General features: G+C 65.1%; 15 protein-coding genes. 14 read left to right on the top strand and 1 reads right to left on the bottom strand.

Annotated elements, in window-relative coordinates; translation table 11 throughout:
- The 12 genes from B5F74_RS00670 to rsfS all read left to right on the top strand — a co-directional run bounded on the left by B5F74_RS00670 (position 1) and on the right by rsfS (position 11548).
- Positions 1 to 555 carry a hypothetical protein gene (locus tag B5F74_RS00670; RefSeq protein ID WP_087199170.1) on the top strand — a complete coding sequence of 185 codons (555 nt, stop codon included), beginning with the start codon at positions 1 to 3 and terminating at the stop codon, positions 553 to 555.
- Between the two features lie 12 nt (positions 556 to 567).
- Positions 568 to 2625 (top strand): penicillin-binding protein 2, encoded by a 2058-nt coding sequence (gene mrdA, locus B5F74_RS00665; RefSeq protein WP_087199168.1) that lies wholly within the window; start codon positions 568 to 570, stop codon positions 2623 to 2625.
- A gap of 16 nt (positions 2626 to 2641) precedes the next feature.
- Positions 2642 to 3838 carry an FtsW/RodA/SpoVE family cell cycle protein gene (locus B5F74_RS00660; RefSeq protein WP_087199167.1) on the top strand — a complete coding sequence of 399 codons (1197 nt, stop codon included), beginning with the start codon at positions 2642 to 2644 and terminating at the stop codon, positions 3836 to 3838.
- Between the two features lie 20 nt (positions 3839 to 3858).
- Positions 3859 to 4791 carry a hypothetical protein gene (locus tag B5F74_RS00655; RefSeq protein ID WP_066832219.1) on the top strand — a complete coding sequence of 311 codons (933 nt, stop codon included), beginning with the start codon at positions 3859 to 3861 and terminating at the stop codon, positions 4789 to 4791.
- The gene (locus B5F74_RS00650; RefSeq protein ID WP_087199165.1) at positions 4788 to 6665 is read left to right on the top strand and encodes a TIGR03960 family B12-binding radical SAM protein; all 1878 of its coding nucleotides are present in this window, start codon (positions 4788 to 4790) and stop codon (positions 6663 to 6665) included. The genes B5F74_RS00655 and B5F74_RS00650 overlap by 4 nt, the downstream gene beginning before the upstream one ends.
- A complete protein-coding gene (locus tag B5F74_RS00645; RefSeq protein WP_087199164.1) occupies positions 6662 to 7480 on the top strand; it encodes a TIGR03936 family radical SAM-associated protein in 819 nt (272 codons plus the stop codon). Before B5F74_RS00650 ends, B5F74_RS00645 begins: the two co-directional genes overlap by 4 nt.
- A 98-nt stretch (positions 7481 to 7578) precedes the next feature.
- Positions 7579 to 7932 carry a 50S ribosomal protein L21 gene (gene rplU, locus B5F74_RS00640; RefSeq protein WP_066832210.1) on the top strand — a complete coding sequence of 118 codons (354 nt, stop codon included), beginning with the start codon at positions 7579 to 7581 and terminating at the stop codon, positions 7930 to 7932.
- Positions 7933 to 7967: 35 nt separating this feature from the next.
- Positions 7968 to 8228: a 50S ribosomal protein L27 gene (gene rpmA, locus B5F74_RS00635; RefSeq protein WP_087199162.1), complete on the top strand. Its 261-nt coding sequence runs from the start codon at positions 7968 to 7970 to the stop codon at positions 8226 to 8228.
- Positions 8229 to 8369: 141 nt separating this feature from the next.
- Positions 8370 to 9737: a GTPase ObgE gene (gene obgE / locus B5F74_RS00630; protein WP_066832203.1), complete on the top strand. Its 1368-nt coding sequence runs from the start codon at positions 8370 to 8372 to the stop codon at positions 9735 to 9737.
- A gap of 4 nt (positions 9738 to 9741) precedes the next feature.
- A complete protein-coding gene (nadD, locus tag B5F74_RS00625) occupies positions 9742 to 10434 on the top strand; it encodes a nicotinate-nucleotide adenylyltransferase (RefSeq protein WP_066832201.1) in 693 nt (230 codons plus the stop codon).
- A gap of 17 nt (positions 10435 to 10451) precedes the next feature.
- A complete protein-coding gene (gene yqeK / locus B5F74_RS00620) occupies positions 10452 to 11069 on the top strand; it encodes a bis(5'-nucleosyl)-tetraphosphatase (symmetrical) YqeK (protein WP_343217532.1) in 618 nt (205 codons plus the stop codon).
- Positions 11070 to 11140: 71 nt separating this feature from the next.
- A complete protein-coding gene (gene rsfS / locus B5F74_RS00615) occupies positions 11141 to 11548 on the top strand; it encodes a ribosome silencing factor (protein WP_187119131.1) in 408 nt (135 codons plus the stop codon).
- Between the two features lie 105 nt (positions 11549 to 11653).
- Here rsfS and dinB read toward each other — a convergent pair whose 3' ends face one another.
- Positions 11654 to 12925, bottom strand: coding sequence for a DNA polymerase IV (dinB, locus tag B5F74_RS00610; protein ID WP_087199158.1), 1272 nt, complete (start codon positions 12923 to 12925; stop codon positions 11654 to 11656).
- Positions 12926 to 13223: 298 nt separating this feature from the next.
- Between dinB and rpsP the strand changes: the two genes are divergently transcribed.
- Both rpsP and B5F74_RS00600 read left to right on the top strand, forming a co-directional pair.
- Positions 13224 to 13577, top strand: coding sequence for a 30S ribosomal protein S16 (rpsP, locus tag B5F74_RS00605; RefSeq protein WP_066832190.1), 354 nt, complete (start codon positions 13224 to 13226; stop codon positions 13575 to 13577).
- 2 nt (positions 13578 to 13579) lie between these two features.
- Positions 13580 to 13885, top strand: coding sequence for a KH domain-containing protein (locus tag B5F74_RS00600; RefSeq protein ID WP_229254255.1), 306 nt, complete (start codon positions 13580 to 13582; stop codon positions 13883 to 13885).
- The last annotated feature ends 4 nt before the right edge of the window (positions 13886 to 13889 follow it).

Here is a 13889-nt window from a genome sequence, read left to right as displayed (position 1 = left end):
ATGCAACTGAGAGAATCTTCCTATTCGCCCTCGCGCTATCGCGCCCTCGCCGTCGTGGCCGTCCTTCTGCAGATCGCCTTCGCCCCGCAGATCAGCATTGCGGGCGGCACCGTCAACTTCATGCTGGCGCTCGCCATCGTGCTCTCGCTCACCTTCGAGCCGCACAGCGCCGTGTTCATCGGGTTCTTCTCCGGCCTGTTTTTCGACCTGACCTCGTCGGCTCCCGTGGGCCTCATGTCCTTGCTGCTGACGGTCACGAGCTTCGGCGTATCCTCCGCGGCGCATGGCGCCCTCGGCGGCTTCACGCGCGAATCGGTGCGCTTCGCCGTCATCGCGATCATGGCCGTCAACCTTCTCTACGGGCTCTGCCTGTTTCTCATGGGCGTGCAGACCGATTTGATCTGGGCGCTCTTCGGGCACGGGATCGCCTCGACCGTGCTCGACGCCCTCGTCGCCGTGCTCTTTCTCATGGCGAGCGGATCCGGGTCCTCCCAGCGCGGGTTCTCGGCCCGCACGCGTCCCGGCCGCAATACGCGCTACAAGGTACTGAAGTAAGGAGACCTCGCGATGGATGCGCAGATCGTTGTCATCATCGCCGGAATCATCCTCTTCGTCGTGATCATCGCATCGCTGCTGTATCTGAGGAGCGCCGGCGGCAAATTCACCTATGACACCCAGCACGGCACGCGGCCGCGCGCCACGGAAGGGGAGGGCAACACCCAGGGAACGGCGTTCAAGGGCCGTTTCACCATGCTCGCCGCCGGAGCGGGCGCGATCTTCACCACCATCATCGCTAAGCTGTGGAGCATGCAGATGGTCTCCTCGGATTACTACGAGGAGCTCGCCGTCCAGAACCAGACCCGAACCGTCACCACGCCCGCCCCGCGCGGGCGCATCCTCGACCGCAACGGGGAGCCGCTGGTCACGAACCGCGCGAGCCTGACGGTCGCCGCCTACCGCGACCTTGCCGACGACACCGTCTTGGTCCGTCACCTCGCCAACGTCCTCGGCATGCCCTACATCGCGGTGCGCCGCAACATCCAGGATTACAACCAGGGGGCGCAGAGCCTGCACACCATCGCCTCCGACGTGCGCCGCTCCACGGTCGCCTACATCCAGGAGCATCCGGCGGATTTCGCCGGCGTCGAGGTTGTCGAGCGCACCGAGCGCCTGTACCCCCACGGCGAACTCGCCGCGCACGTGCTCGGCTACACGGGCACGATTACGCAAGAGCAGCTGGCCGCACAGCAGGAGGCGCAGGAGGCCGGCGAGGAGTCGCCCGGGACCATCACCTACGAATCGGGCGATATCGTCGGCCAGGCGGGCGTCGAGATCCAATACGAGAGCCTTCTGCAGGGCATCCGAGGTGAGCAGACCGTCCAGGTCGACGCCTCGGGCAACGTGACCGGCTCCACCGGCGCCGTGCCCCCCGAGCCCGGCAGCGACATCAAGCTCACCCTCGACCTCAAGATCCAGCAGGCGTGCGAGGACGGCCTCCAGCACGCCATGGAGATGGCCAAGCAGTTCGGGAACGAGAACGGTACCCGCGGCGCCTGCGTGTGCCTCGACTGCACGAACGGCGAGATCCTCGGCATGGCGAGCGCGCCCAAGTTCGACCCGTCCGTCTTCATCGGCGGCGTGTCCAACGACGACTGGAGCGCGCTCAACAGCGACGACGGCGGCCACCCCATGATCAATCGCGCCATCGCCGGCGAGTACATGTCCGCATCGACCATCAAGCCCTTCTCCTCGCTCGCCGCGCTGGAGTACGACATCTTCACCTCGACGCAGACGACCGACTGCGTGGGCTGGTGGACCGGCATGGGCGAGGGCAACGGCCGCTGGTGCTGGGACCACTCGGGCCACGGCACCATTAACCTGCGCAACGGCATCGTCATGTCGTGCGACACGGTGTTCTACGAGATCGGCAAGGGCTTCTACTACTCCGAGAACAACTCCGAGGGCCTGCAGGAGGTGTTCCGCCGCTGGGGCTTCGGAGAGTCGACGGGCGTCGACCTGCCCGGCGAGAGCTCCGGGCGCGTCCCCGATGCGCAGTGGAAGTACGACTACTTCTCCAACTGGGAGGATGCCGACCGCACCTGGAACCCCGGAGACATGTGCAACATCGTCATCGGCCAGGGCGACATCCTCGTGACGCCCCTGCAGATCGCCTGCGCCTACGCGGGCATCGCCAACGGAGGCAAGGAGTTCGTGCCGCATGTGTTCCTGTCCGCCGTCAGCCGCGACGGCTCGGGAGACGCGGTGACCTACGAGCCCAGGGAGCGCCTGACGGGCGAGTTCCGCCAGCAGTCCGATCTCGACCTCGTGCAAGACGGCCTTGTCGGCGTCATCTACGAGGAGTCCGCGTCCCAGGCCTCCCACTTCACGAACCTGAGCGTGACGGTCGCGGGAAAGTCGGGCACCGGCCAGAAGACCGGTGAGGACGACTACGGCTGGTTTGTTGCCTATGCGCCCGCCGACAACCCGAAATACGTCGTCGCCTGCCTCGTCGAGCAGGGCGGCTTCGGCTCCAACTCCTCGCTGTACGGCGTGCGCGACGTGCTCGGCGCCATATACGACCAGCCCGATACGGCGGCCGCCACCGCCGGCGACGGCTCACGCTAACGAGTAAGGAGGGACTATGGCTCAGGCTGCCACCTCAACCGAATCCCTGAAGCGCGTGAACAAGTCGCTGACGGCGACCCGCGGCTCGTTTCAGCGCTCCATCAACATCCCCGTGCTGCTTTCTGCGATCGCCCTGATCGCCTACGGAGCGGTCGTCATCTGGACCGCCTCGCTCACCATCGCCGACGCGTCCTTCTCGCGTCATCTGCTCGGTATCGGCTTGGGAGCCGTCCTCGGCATCATATGCTGGAAGTTCGATTTCCGGGGGTTTGCGAACCTTTCGACCGCGCTGCTCGTCCTCGACATCGCGATCATCTTCTCTCCCTATATCCCCGGCCTGTCCTATAACGCCATGGGCATGACCGGATGGATCCAGATCCCGTTCATCGGCCTCACGTTCCAGCCCGTCGAGCTTGCGAAGATCCTCACGGTATTCATCATCTCGGCGCTCGGCGCGCAGTACAACGGCCAGATCGACTCGGTGCGCGAATACGTCAAGCTCTGCGGCATGCTCGCGGTGCCCTTCGGCTGCATCCTGCTTGCCGGCGACCTCGGCAGCGGACTCGTGGTGTTTTTCTCGGGTGCCGTCGTCATCATGATGAGCGGTCCCAAGAAGGAATGGGTCCTGTCGACCATAGCGATCCTCATCGGCCTGGTCGCGCTGCTCCTTGCCGCGGACTCCGTGGTCGACAGCATCTTCGGCCGTGACATGCTGCTGAAGCAGTACCAGATGAACCGCCTGCTCGTCTTCATCGACCCCACCGCCGACACTTCCGGCGCCGGCTACAACCTCATGCAGTCCCTCATCGCGGTCGGCTCCGGCGGCTTTTTCGGCAAGGGCATCGGCGCGGCCTCGCAGGCGGGCGAGGGCTTCTTGCCCGAAGCGCACACCGACTTCGTGTTCGCGCTGCTCTCCGAGGAGTTCGGCTTCGTGGGCGCGCTCATCCTGCTCGCCCTGTTCGCGGTCCTCATCTTCTCCACTATCCGCGTCGCCTATCGCACCGATTCGCTATTCTTGAAGCTGGCCGCCGTCGGCATCGTGGGCATCTGGCTGTTCCAGATCCTCGAGAACATCGGCATGTGCATCGGCCTGATGCCCATCACCGGCATCCCGCTGCCGTTCATCAGCTTTGGCTCGAGCTCCATGCTCATGCAGATGGCCAACGTCGGCATCGTCCAGTCCATTTGGCGTACCCGCTCAAAGGCCGCCTAGACCAATAAGGAGGTTTAAGCATGCACCTTCCCATCAATCGAATCGGAGAGGCGCTCAAGATGGGGGTGTCGACCCTGCGTGATTCCGATGAGCCGGTGCGCGTATCGGTTTTCGTCGACGACACGGCGACGCCGTTTCTGATCGATACGATCCGCGAGGCCTTCGTTCCCCAGACGACGTCCGCCATCGTGCGCGTCTCCAGGCTTTCCGCCGGCTCCACGTCCGTCAAGTCCGATACGGACATCTCCATCGTGCTGACGTGCGGTTCGGCCGATCTGCAGGCTGCGGTCCAGGCGATCGTGGTCGCCGGCGCGCCGACCGTCGTGGTGTGCGAGTCCAGCGTCGAGGCGCCTTTCATCCAGGCCGACACGCCCATGCTCGGCATGATCGCGTCCACGAACAAGACGCATCTGCTCGAGACGCTCGCGCGCTGGATCCTCGACCGCACCGAGAAGATGACGGCGTTCGCCTCCAATTTCGCCTTCATGCGCGTCGCCGCGTCCAACCGCATCATCACCTCCTGCGCCCTGACGAACCTCGCCACCGGCGCGCTCGTCTTCATTCCCGGCGCCGACTATCCGGTCATGACGCTCGCCCAGATCGGCATGCTGCTGGACCTCGCCTCCGTGTTCGGCAAGCCGCTGCGCATCGAGCGCGCCTACGAGGTCGCGGGCGTCCTCGGTTCCGGGCTCATCCTGCGCGCCGCCGCGCGCGCGGCGACCAAGCAGGTGCCGCGCATGGGGTTTGTCGTCAAGGGCCTTGTCGCCGCGGGAGGCACCGTCGCCATCGGCCGTGCGCTCATGGCGGTCTACGAGCACGATGTCGACTACACGCCCGTCAACGACCTCATGGGCAAGATCGTCAGCGGCGCGCGCAGCGTCGTTTCGGGGGTCGCTGGAACGGGTGCGGATGCATCTGACATCGATACCGACTGGAATCCGGAGGTCGCGTGAGAACACCGTACGAGAACCGCTTCCCTGAGCTCGAGCCCCTGCTCGCGCGCGTGGAGAAGCCGAGCCGCTATATCGATCACGAGTGGGGTACGCGCTCGTCTGCCGAGGCGGACTACCGCGTCTGCCTCGTGTATCCCGACGTCTACGAGGTCGGCCTGCCCAACCAGGGCATCGCGATCCTGTACGCCGTCCTGAACGAGCAGGAGGGCATCTCCTGCGAGCGCGGATACGTTCCCTGGATCGACATGGCGGACGCCATGCGCGAGGCCGACGTGCCGCTGCTGTCCCTCGAGGGCGCGGCGCCGCTGTCGTCGTTCGATGTCGTGGGCCTGCACCTTCCCCATGAGATGGCCTGCACGAACATGCTCGAGACGCTCGATCTTGCGGGCATCCCGCTGCACGCCGCCGACCGCGGCGAGGACGACCCGCTGGTGATCTCCGGCGGCCCTTCCGTCTACAACCCCGAGCCGCTCGCCCCCTTCATCGATGCGTTCCTGATCGGGGAGGGCGAGGAGCACATCGTCGAGGTGTGCCGCGCCCACGAGCGCCTGCGCGACGCGGGCGCCACGCGCCTCGAGATCCTGCGCGAGCTCGCCAAGATCCCCGGCACGTACGTCCCCAGCCTCTACGAGGTGCGGCACGACGAGGCCTGCACCCCGCACGGCTATACCGTCCCGCGCTCAGGGGAGGATGTTCCCGAGGTCGTCCACAAGCGCGTCGTCGCCGATTTCGGCGCCACCGACCCGGTTCCCCAATCCGTGGTCCCCTTCGCCCAGCTCGTCCACGACCGCCTGTCCATCGAGGTCCTGCGCGGCTGCGCGCGCGGCTGCCGTTTCTGCCAGGCGGGGATGACCTACCGCCCGGTGCGCGAGCGCACGCCCGACCAGATCGTCTCCGCGGTGATGCGCGGCCTGGAGATGACCGGGTACGATGAGGTGTCGCTGACCTCGCTGTCCACCACCGACCATTCGTGCTGCCCCGAGGTCCTCTCCCGCCTGAACCGCCGGCTTGCCGACACGGGCATCCGCATCTCCATACCCTCCCAGCGCCTCGACTCCTTCGGCATCGATATGGCGCTGCAGGTGGCGGGGGAGAAGAAGGGCGGCCTGACGTTCGCGCCCGAGGCGGGAAGCCAGCGTCTGCGCGACGTCATCAACAAGAACGTCACCGAGGACGACCTCGAGCGCGCGACGCGCGCGGCCTTCGAGGCCGGCTGGCGCCGCGTGAAGCTCTACTTCATGATGGGGCTTCCCAGCGAGACCGATGAGGATATCGTGGCCATCGCGAACCTCGCGGACCGCACCTATGAGATCGCCCGCGAAGTCGTTCCGCCTGCTCAGCGCGGTGGCGTCTCGGTGTCCATCTCCTGCTCGGTCTTCATCCCCAAGGCCGCCACGCCGTTCCAGTGGTGCGCGCAGACCCCCGACGACGAGGTGAAGCGCCGCCAGCAGCTGCTTCTGCGCAGCGTGCGCAACCGCGCCGTGCGCGTGCACTACCATGACGCCGACACCTCGCTGCTCGAGGCGGTCCTCTCGCGCGGCGGACGCGATATCGCGCCGGTGATCTTGGGCGCCTGGAGGCGCGGTGCGCGCTTCGACGCCTGGACCGAGCAGTTCGACCTCTCCCGCTGGGAGGAAGCTGCCGCGGAGGCGGGCATCGACCTGCGCGAGGTGGCGACCGAGCCGTTCGATCTGGACGCCCGGCTGCCGTGGGAGCATGTGAGCCCCGGCGTCTCGCGCGGGTACCTGCTCCGCGAGTACCGCAAGGCCCTCGAGGGCACGACCACGGCAGACTGCTCGCGCACGTCCTGCACGGGCTGCGGCGTCTGCCAGACCCTGCACGCAGACAACATCTTGGCAGGTGAGCGCGCATGAGCGATCCCAACGCCGCGAGCCTGTTCAGGCTTCGCACCGAATATGTCAAACGCGGGCGCCTGGCCTATCTCGGCCATCTCGAGGTGCTCCACACCCTCGAGCGCATCGTCCGGCGCGCCCAGCTGCCCTATGCGGTCACGCAGGGCTTCTCCCCCCATATGCGCCTGGGGGTCACCTCGGCGCTGCCGGTGGGCACCTCGTCCGAGGCGGAGTACTTCGACCTGTTCATGACGGAGTACGTGCCGGCCGGAGAAGCGCTCGCCCGTCTGACGGCGTCGGCCCCTGCGGACCTGGCCGCGCAGCGCGCATGCTACCTCGACGTCCGCGCCCCCGCGCTGACCGCGGAGATCACGCGCGCCATGTACCGCATCGAGCTGACGCGCGCCGACGGGTTCTCATTCGACGCCGACGAGGTCCGTGCGCTTCTCGACGGCATCGTCGGGCTCGGCGAGATCCCCTACGCCCGCGGCAAGAAGCGCAAGGTGCTCGATCTTGCCGGAACGCTCGTCGGATTCACCTGCGTCGACCTCGAGGGAGGGGGCATCGAGCTTCTCCTCGACACGCGTATCAGCAACGAGGGGTCCTTGCGGCCCGAGATCCTGCTCGCGGCGCTCGATAGAAGCCTTACACCTCAGGTTAAACGTGAAGGTCCTATCGTTTCGACGGGAATCCAGGATTTGGCGGCGATTTCGCGCTATGCTATCTGCCGGACTGCCCAGTACGTTGAAGATTCTGACGGATCCCTCTTGAGTCCGATACGTACCGACGAGACACCCGCTGCTCCTCTGACCGTCTCGTCTGTGCCGTCCTTGTGAATTAGCAGGGCATATCTTGACGTGCTCTGTTGACGCGCAATACACCACCTGTTAGGATATTCGGCTGTTGCACTAACTGATGCATGAAGGGCAAAACAATGTACGCAATCGTTTCAACCGGCGGCAAGCAGTATAAGGTCGCCACCGATGATGTTCTGAACGTCGAGAAGATCGAGGGCGAGGTCGGCACCAAGATCGAGCTCCCCGTGCTCTTCCTGAACGATGGCAAGAAGATCATCACGGATCCTGCCAAGCTTGCGAAGGCTAAGGTCACTGCTGAGATCGTCGAGCAGTTCAAGGGCGAGAAGGTGCTTGTCTTCAAGTTCCACAAGCGTAAGCGCTATCGTCGCACCCAGGGCCATCGCCAGCAGCTGACCCGTATCAAGATCACGAAGGTCCAGGCCACCTCGCGCGCCAAGAAGGCTGCCGAGACCGAGGCCACGGCTGAGTAGCGCAGTCGCGAACTGTAGAAAGAAGGTAGTTCAACATGGCACACAAAAAGGGCCTTGGTTCGTCCCGTAATGGTCGTGACTCCCGCGGCCAGCGTCTTGGCTGCAAGCGTTATGCCGGCCAGGTCGTGACGTCCGGCACCATCCTCGTCCGTCAGCGCGGCACCCACATCCACCCGGGCGCCAACGTCGGTCGCGGCAAGGATGACACCCTGTTCGCTCTCGTCGACGGCACCGTCGAGTACACGCGTGGCATCAAGCACCGCGTCAGCGTCCGTCCGACCGAGGTCACCGCGTAACCGCTGCCCTTCATTATCACGCATCTCAGGGAGGCCCTTGGACTGAGTTCCAAGGGTCTTCTTTTATCATGGTGTCAGCTTCTGCCGCGCGGGCGCGCGGCGCACCTACGCATCGATAGATCGACCCGAAAGGGGGCCGCGATGTCCCAGTTCACAGATATCTGCCGCATCAACGTCAAAGGCGGCGACGGCGGTGCCGGCTGCATGTCGTTTCGCCGTGAGGCCTATGTGCCCAAAGGGGGTCCTGACGGCGGCGACGGCGGTCGCGGCGGCAACGTCGTCATCCAGGCGGACGCGCAGCTCTCCTCGCTGATCGACTACCGCTTCAAGCACCATTTCCGTGCCGAGCGCGGCACGCACGGCCAGGGTTCTAGGCGTGACGGCAAAAACGGTGAGGACCTGATCCTCAAGGTCCCCATGGGCACCGTCGTCCGCGAGCTCGATCCCGACACGCAGGAGGTCATGTTCGACATCGCGGACCTCACGCATGACGGCGAGCGCGTCATCGTCGCTCCCGGCGGCACCGGGGGACGAGGTAACACCCATTTCGTGACGCCGACCAGGCGCGCCCCCGCGTTCGCGGAGAAGGGCGAGCCCGCCGAGGAGCACTGGATCGAGCTCGAGATGAAGCTCATGGCCGACGCGGCGCTCGTCGGCATGCCGAGCGTCGGCAAGTCGTCGCTCATCGCGCGCATGAGCGCCGCCCGCCCCAAGATCGCCGACTACCCGTTCACCACGCTCGTGCCCAATCTCGGCGTCGTCCGCGCCGGCGACTACTCGTATGTCGTCGCCGACGTCCCCGGCCTGATCGAGGGCGCCGCGGAGGGCCGCGGCCTGGGGCACCAGTTCCTGCGCCATATCGAGCGCACGGCGCTCATCATGCACGTCATCGACATCGCCGGCGGCTTTGAGGACCGCGATCCCGTCGAGGACTACCGCATCATCAACAGCGAGCTGGCCGCATACGCCTCCGCGCTTGCCGAGCGCCCGCAGATCGTCGTCGCCAACAAGTGCGACATGAGCGGCATGACCGAGCGCGTCGCGCGCCTCAAGGAGGCGGTGCTGGAAGACGGCCATGAGTTCTTCGCGGTGTCGGCGCTGACCGGAGCCGGCTTGCAGACCCTTATGCTCGCCGTCGGCGAACGCGTTGCCGAGCTGCGCCGCGAGCTCGCCGAGACCGACGAGCCCACCGAGGATTTCAGCGAGCTGTGGGAGCGCAGGCGCCATCAGCGCGACCGCCAGTTCCAGGTGGTCGGCGAGGGTCCTGGAATCTGGCGCGTCATGGGCACGGGCGTCGAGCGCCTCTGCGTGCAGACCGACTGGGAGAACGAGGAGGCCGTCATCTACCTTCAGCATCGCCTCTCGCGCATCGGCGTCGACAAGGCGCTCGAGGACGCGGGCTGCGAAGCCGGAGACGAGGTGCGCATCTCGGGGTACTCCTTTGCCTACGAGGGGGCGGACGAGAGCGTCTACGAGGAGTACGAGGACGACGAGCTGGCAGGGGAGTAGCGACATGGTTCAAAGCGCTTTGCCGCGCCTGCCCGAGATGGGTGCCGACCCCGAGCGGGAGTACCGTCTCGGCATCATGGGCGGCACCTTCGACCCCATCCATTACGGGCACCTGGTCACCGCCGAGCAGGCGCGCGAAGCGCTCGCGCTCGATCTCGTGCTCTTCATGCCCGCGGGCAAGCCGGCGTTCAAGCAGGACCTCGACGTGACCGATGCCGAGGACCGCTACGCCATGACCGTGCTGGCGACCGCGGCGAACACGGCGTTCGATGCGAGTCGCTTCGAGATCGACCGGGAGGGTGTCACCTATACGATCGATACGCTTCGTGCGCTGCGCGAGCACTACCCGGCCAACGTGAAGCTGTTCTTTATCACGGGCGCCGATGCCGTGGCCGATCTCGTCACCTGGCACGATGCATCCGAGATGGCCGAGCTCGCGACGTTCATCGCGGCGACGCGCCCCGGGTACGATATCGATACGGCGCGCTCCCGCATATCCGCCTCGGGCGTGCCCTTCGATGTCCGCTACATCGAGATCCCGGCCCTCGCTATCAGCTCGTCGAACATCCGCGAGCGCGTCAGCCGCGGAAAGAGCGTGCGATATCTGACGAGCGAGTCCGTCATCGGGTATATCCGGAAAAACGGCCTGTACAATAGGCATGTCGTCGAGCGCGTCGACGGCGTGGCGAAGATGTAAGGAAAAGAGGAGGGGCCTTGTCCTCATCAGAGTTCTACGAGATCGAAGACCGTCAGGCGTATCTTGCCCGCATGCGCGAGATGCTTGACGTTCGCATGGCCGACCACCGCAAGCGCCGGAACCATTCGCTCGGCGTCGCGCGCACGGCGGCGTCCCTTGCCGAGACCTACGGTGTGGATCCGTTTCTCGCCGAGGCGGCGGGCCTTGTGCACGATTGGGACAAGGTGCTCGACGAGGCCGAACTGCTCGCGCGCGCCGCTCAGTACGGCATCGAGGTCGCCGGCTCTCCCGCCAACAGCGTCGCCCTCCTGCACGGTCCCGTCGCCGCGATCGAGCTTCCCCAGCTGTTCGGGGAGCTGCCTCCCTGCGTGTTCCAGGCGATTGCACGGCACACCGTCGGCGCCGAGGACATGACCGACCTCGACATGGTCGTGTTCGTGGCAGACGCCATCGAGCCCATGCGCAAGGGCGCGTACGCGGAGAGGCTTCGCGCCCAGGTCGGAAAACTCGATCTTGCGCATCTGTTCTTTGAGTGCTTTGCCGGCGGTCTCGTGTATGTTATTGATACGAGGAGATATCTGTATCCGACGGCTATCACCATCTACAACCACTATGCGCTTGAATTGGCGCGCTAGAAAGGCACGGTATGTCTGACACCGAGATCATCGATACGCCCGAGGCCGCGTCTGCGGCCGACGCCGACGCCATGCTCGAGGGCTTCGGCCTGTCCTCCGACCGCACGGCCGCTTCCGCCTCTTCCTCCGGTATCGAGGCGGCGGAGGTTGCCGCCGTCGCCGCCCAGGCGGCTTCCGATAAGAAGGGCGAGGACGTCTGCGTCCTCGACCTCACCGAGCTTTCCGATGTGTGCGACTACTTCGTGATCGCCACCGGCTCGAACAACCGTCTCGTGGACGCCATCGTCGATGAGGTTGAGGAGAAGGTTGCCAAGGCGTTCAGCGAGCACCCGTTCTCCATCGAGGGCCGTGAGGAGGGCACATGGATCCTCATGGATTACGGCTCGGTTCTCGTGCACGTCTTCACGCCCGAGGCGCGCGAGTACTATCGCCTGGAAAAGCTTTGGGGCGATGCACCCATCACCCGTTACGAGGACTGATTCATGGCCGGCCACGAGCCGGCCTTTTTTCTGAGTTGGCGCAACCCTTGCATTATTCGTGCCGCGGGCCCTTCGTGGATGCGCATCGTCCGGAAGGTCCCCGCGCTACTTGTCCCTGCGCACGACAGCGTCGTGGAAGCGGGCGGCGCGACCGAAGCCTACGGCGTCCCTGCCGAACTTCTCCCGCACCTTCTCCATGGTCACGGACAGCTCGCGCCGATCGCTGGTCTGGACGCCGCGCTCGTCGACCGGGCAGAACAGGTCCGTCTGGACGCCTCCCGACATATCGAAGTCGCTGAGGCCCAAGCCGGCCAGGCGGATATGCATGCCGGGCGTCCAGATGGAATCGAGCAGCTCTAAAGCGACGGGGACGAACACGTTCTCGTCGTCGGTGGGATGGGGGAGCTTGCGCTGGATGGTCCTGCCCTTGCCGTAGGAGAACTTGAGCTTGAGCGTCACGGTGCGCCCCGCGAGCCCGCGCTTGCGAAGACGCCTTCCGACCGACTCCCCGAGCAGGGCGATCGCGGCGTTCACGTCGGCGCGATCGGTCAGGTCCTCGCCGAAGGTCCGCTCGTTGCTGACCGATTTCACCTCGTCGGGCGCATCGATCGGGGTTACGGAGCTGTGCTCTTTACCGGCTGCGCGAAGCTGCATCATCTCCGCGTTGACGCCGAATACCTGATGAAGGATGCGGACGTCGGCGCGCGCGAGCTGACCGAGGGTATGGATGCCGATGCGCGCTAGCGACGCTTCCGCCGACTTGCCGATGCCGCTCATGGCCCGGACGGGCAAGGGGGCTAAAAATCCCTCTTCGGTGCCGGGGACGATGACGGTCAGGCCCCGCGGCTTGTCGCGCTCGCTTGCGATCTTCGCCACCGTCTTGTTGCAGCCGAGCCCGATCGAGCACGTCACGCCGAGCTCGCTGACGCGTCGCGAGATGCGCCGGCAGATCTCCACGGGGCTCTCGGACGAGTACCTTCCCGGGGATATGTCGAAAAACGCCTCGTCGATGGAGACTTGGTCCACAAACGGCGTCTCGTCGGACAGGATCGCCATGACCTTCGAGCTCATCTCACGGTAGCGATCGAAATGCCCCCGGGTCCAGATCGCATGGGGGCAGAGCCGTTTGGCCTGGGCGGAGGGCATGGCGGAGTGCACGCCATAGGGCCGCGCCTCATAGGAGGCCGTCGAGACCACGCCCCGCTCCTCGGGGCTGCCGCCCACGATGACCGGCTTTCCGCGCCATTCGGGATGATCGAGCTGCTCCACGCTTGCAAAGAACGCATCGAGGTCGAGCAACCCGATAGCCGGTCCCCTCCAGGCGCCGAACAGCGCGGAGGCGAACGCTTCGGAATCGTATGTCTGTTCGCCTTTCATGGATTCAGTATACCGTGCGAGTGAACTTTTGGGGACAGTCCCTTTTGATTCGCGATGGCGCACATGCGCCATCGCGAATCAAAAGGGACTGTCCCCAAAAGTTCACTTCGAGCGGTTTCATCTTGATTTTGCATGGAGGGCTTGCATTATTCGATTGAGTGGTCAAAATATGAATTTGCCTGCGGCCATACCGAAGAAGTCGCTCTCACGGGCTTCACCTGCTCGGGCTGTTGGCGTATTATTCCATACTGTTTGTTTGTTGGTGCAGCACGTGCTGCATAAGATGGAGGAGTTTTCATTGGCTGTTAAGATCCGCCTCGCTCGTCACGGTTCTCACAAGCGTCCGTACTACCGTGTTGTCGTCGCCGACGCCCGTTCGCCCCGCGACGGCCGCTTCATCGAGGAGGTCGGCCGCTATAACCCGCTGACCAACCCCAAGACCATCAACCTCGACCTCGAGAAGATCGCCGACTGGCAGTCCAAGGGCGCTCAGCTCACCGACGCCGTCGCCGCTCTCGTTCGCGCCGCCGAGGCCGGTCCCAAGACCGAGACCGTGGTCAAGAAGTCCAAGAAGCAGCTTGCCAAGGAGGCCGAGGAGGCCAAGCGTGCTGCTGAGGCTGCTGCCGCCGAGGCTGAGGCCACCGAGGAGTAACATTGTCCGATCAGCTCACTGAGCGCATCGACGATGAGATGACAGATCTCGAGGGCGAGGAGATGATCTCCGACCGCATCGCAGATCTGGTCGAGTACCTTGTTGTCAACATCGTCGATGACGCCGATGCTGTCAGCCTTGAGGTTATTGACGGTGAGGCATCCTCGACCATCGAGGTCTCCGTAGCCACCGATGACGTCGCCAAGGTCATCGGCCGTCACGGTCGCACCATCAAGGCCATCCGCACGCTCGCCCGTGCTCTTGCAGCGCGACTGGGCACGTCGGTTGAGGTGGAGGTCCTGGGATAACCTT

The organism is Collinsella sp. An271 (genome assembly GCF_002159695.1).
GTDB classification, from domain to species: domain Bacteria; phylum Actinomycetota; class Coriobacteriia; order Coriobacteriales; family Coriobacteriaceae; genus Collinsella; species Collinsella ihumii.
This window is presented reverse-complemented; position numbering and strand designations above follow the sequence as displayed.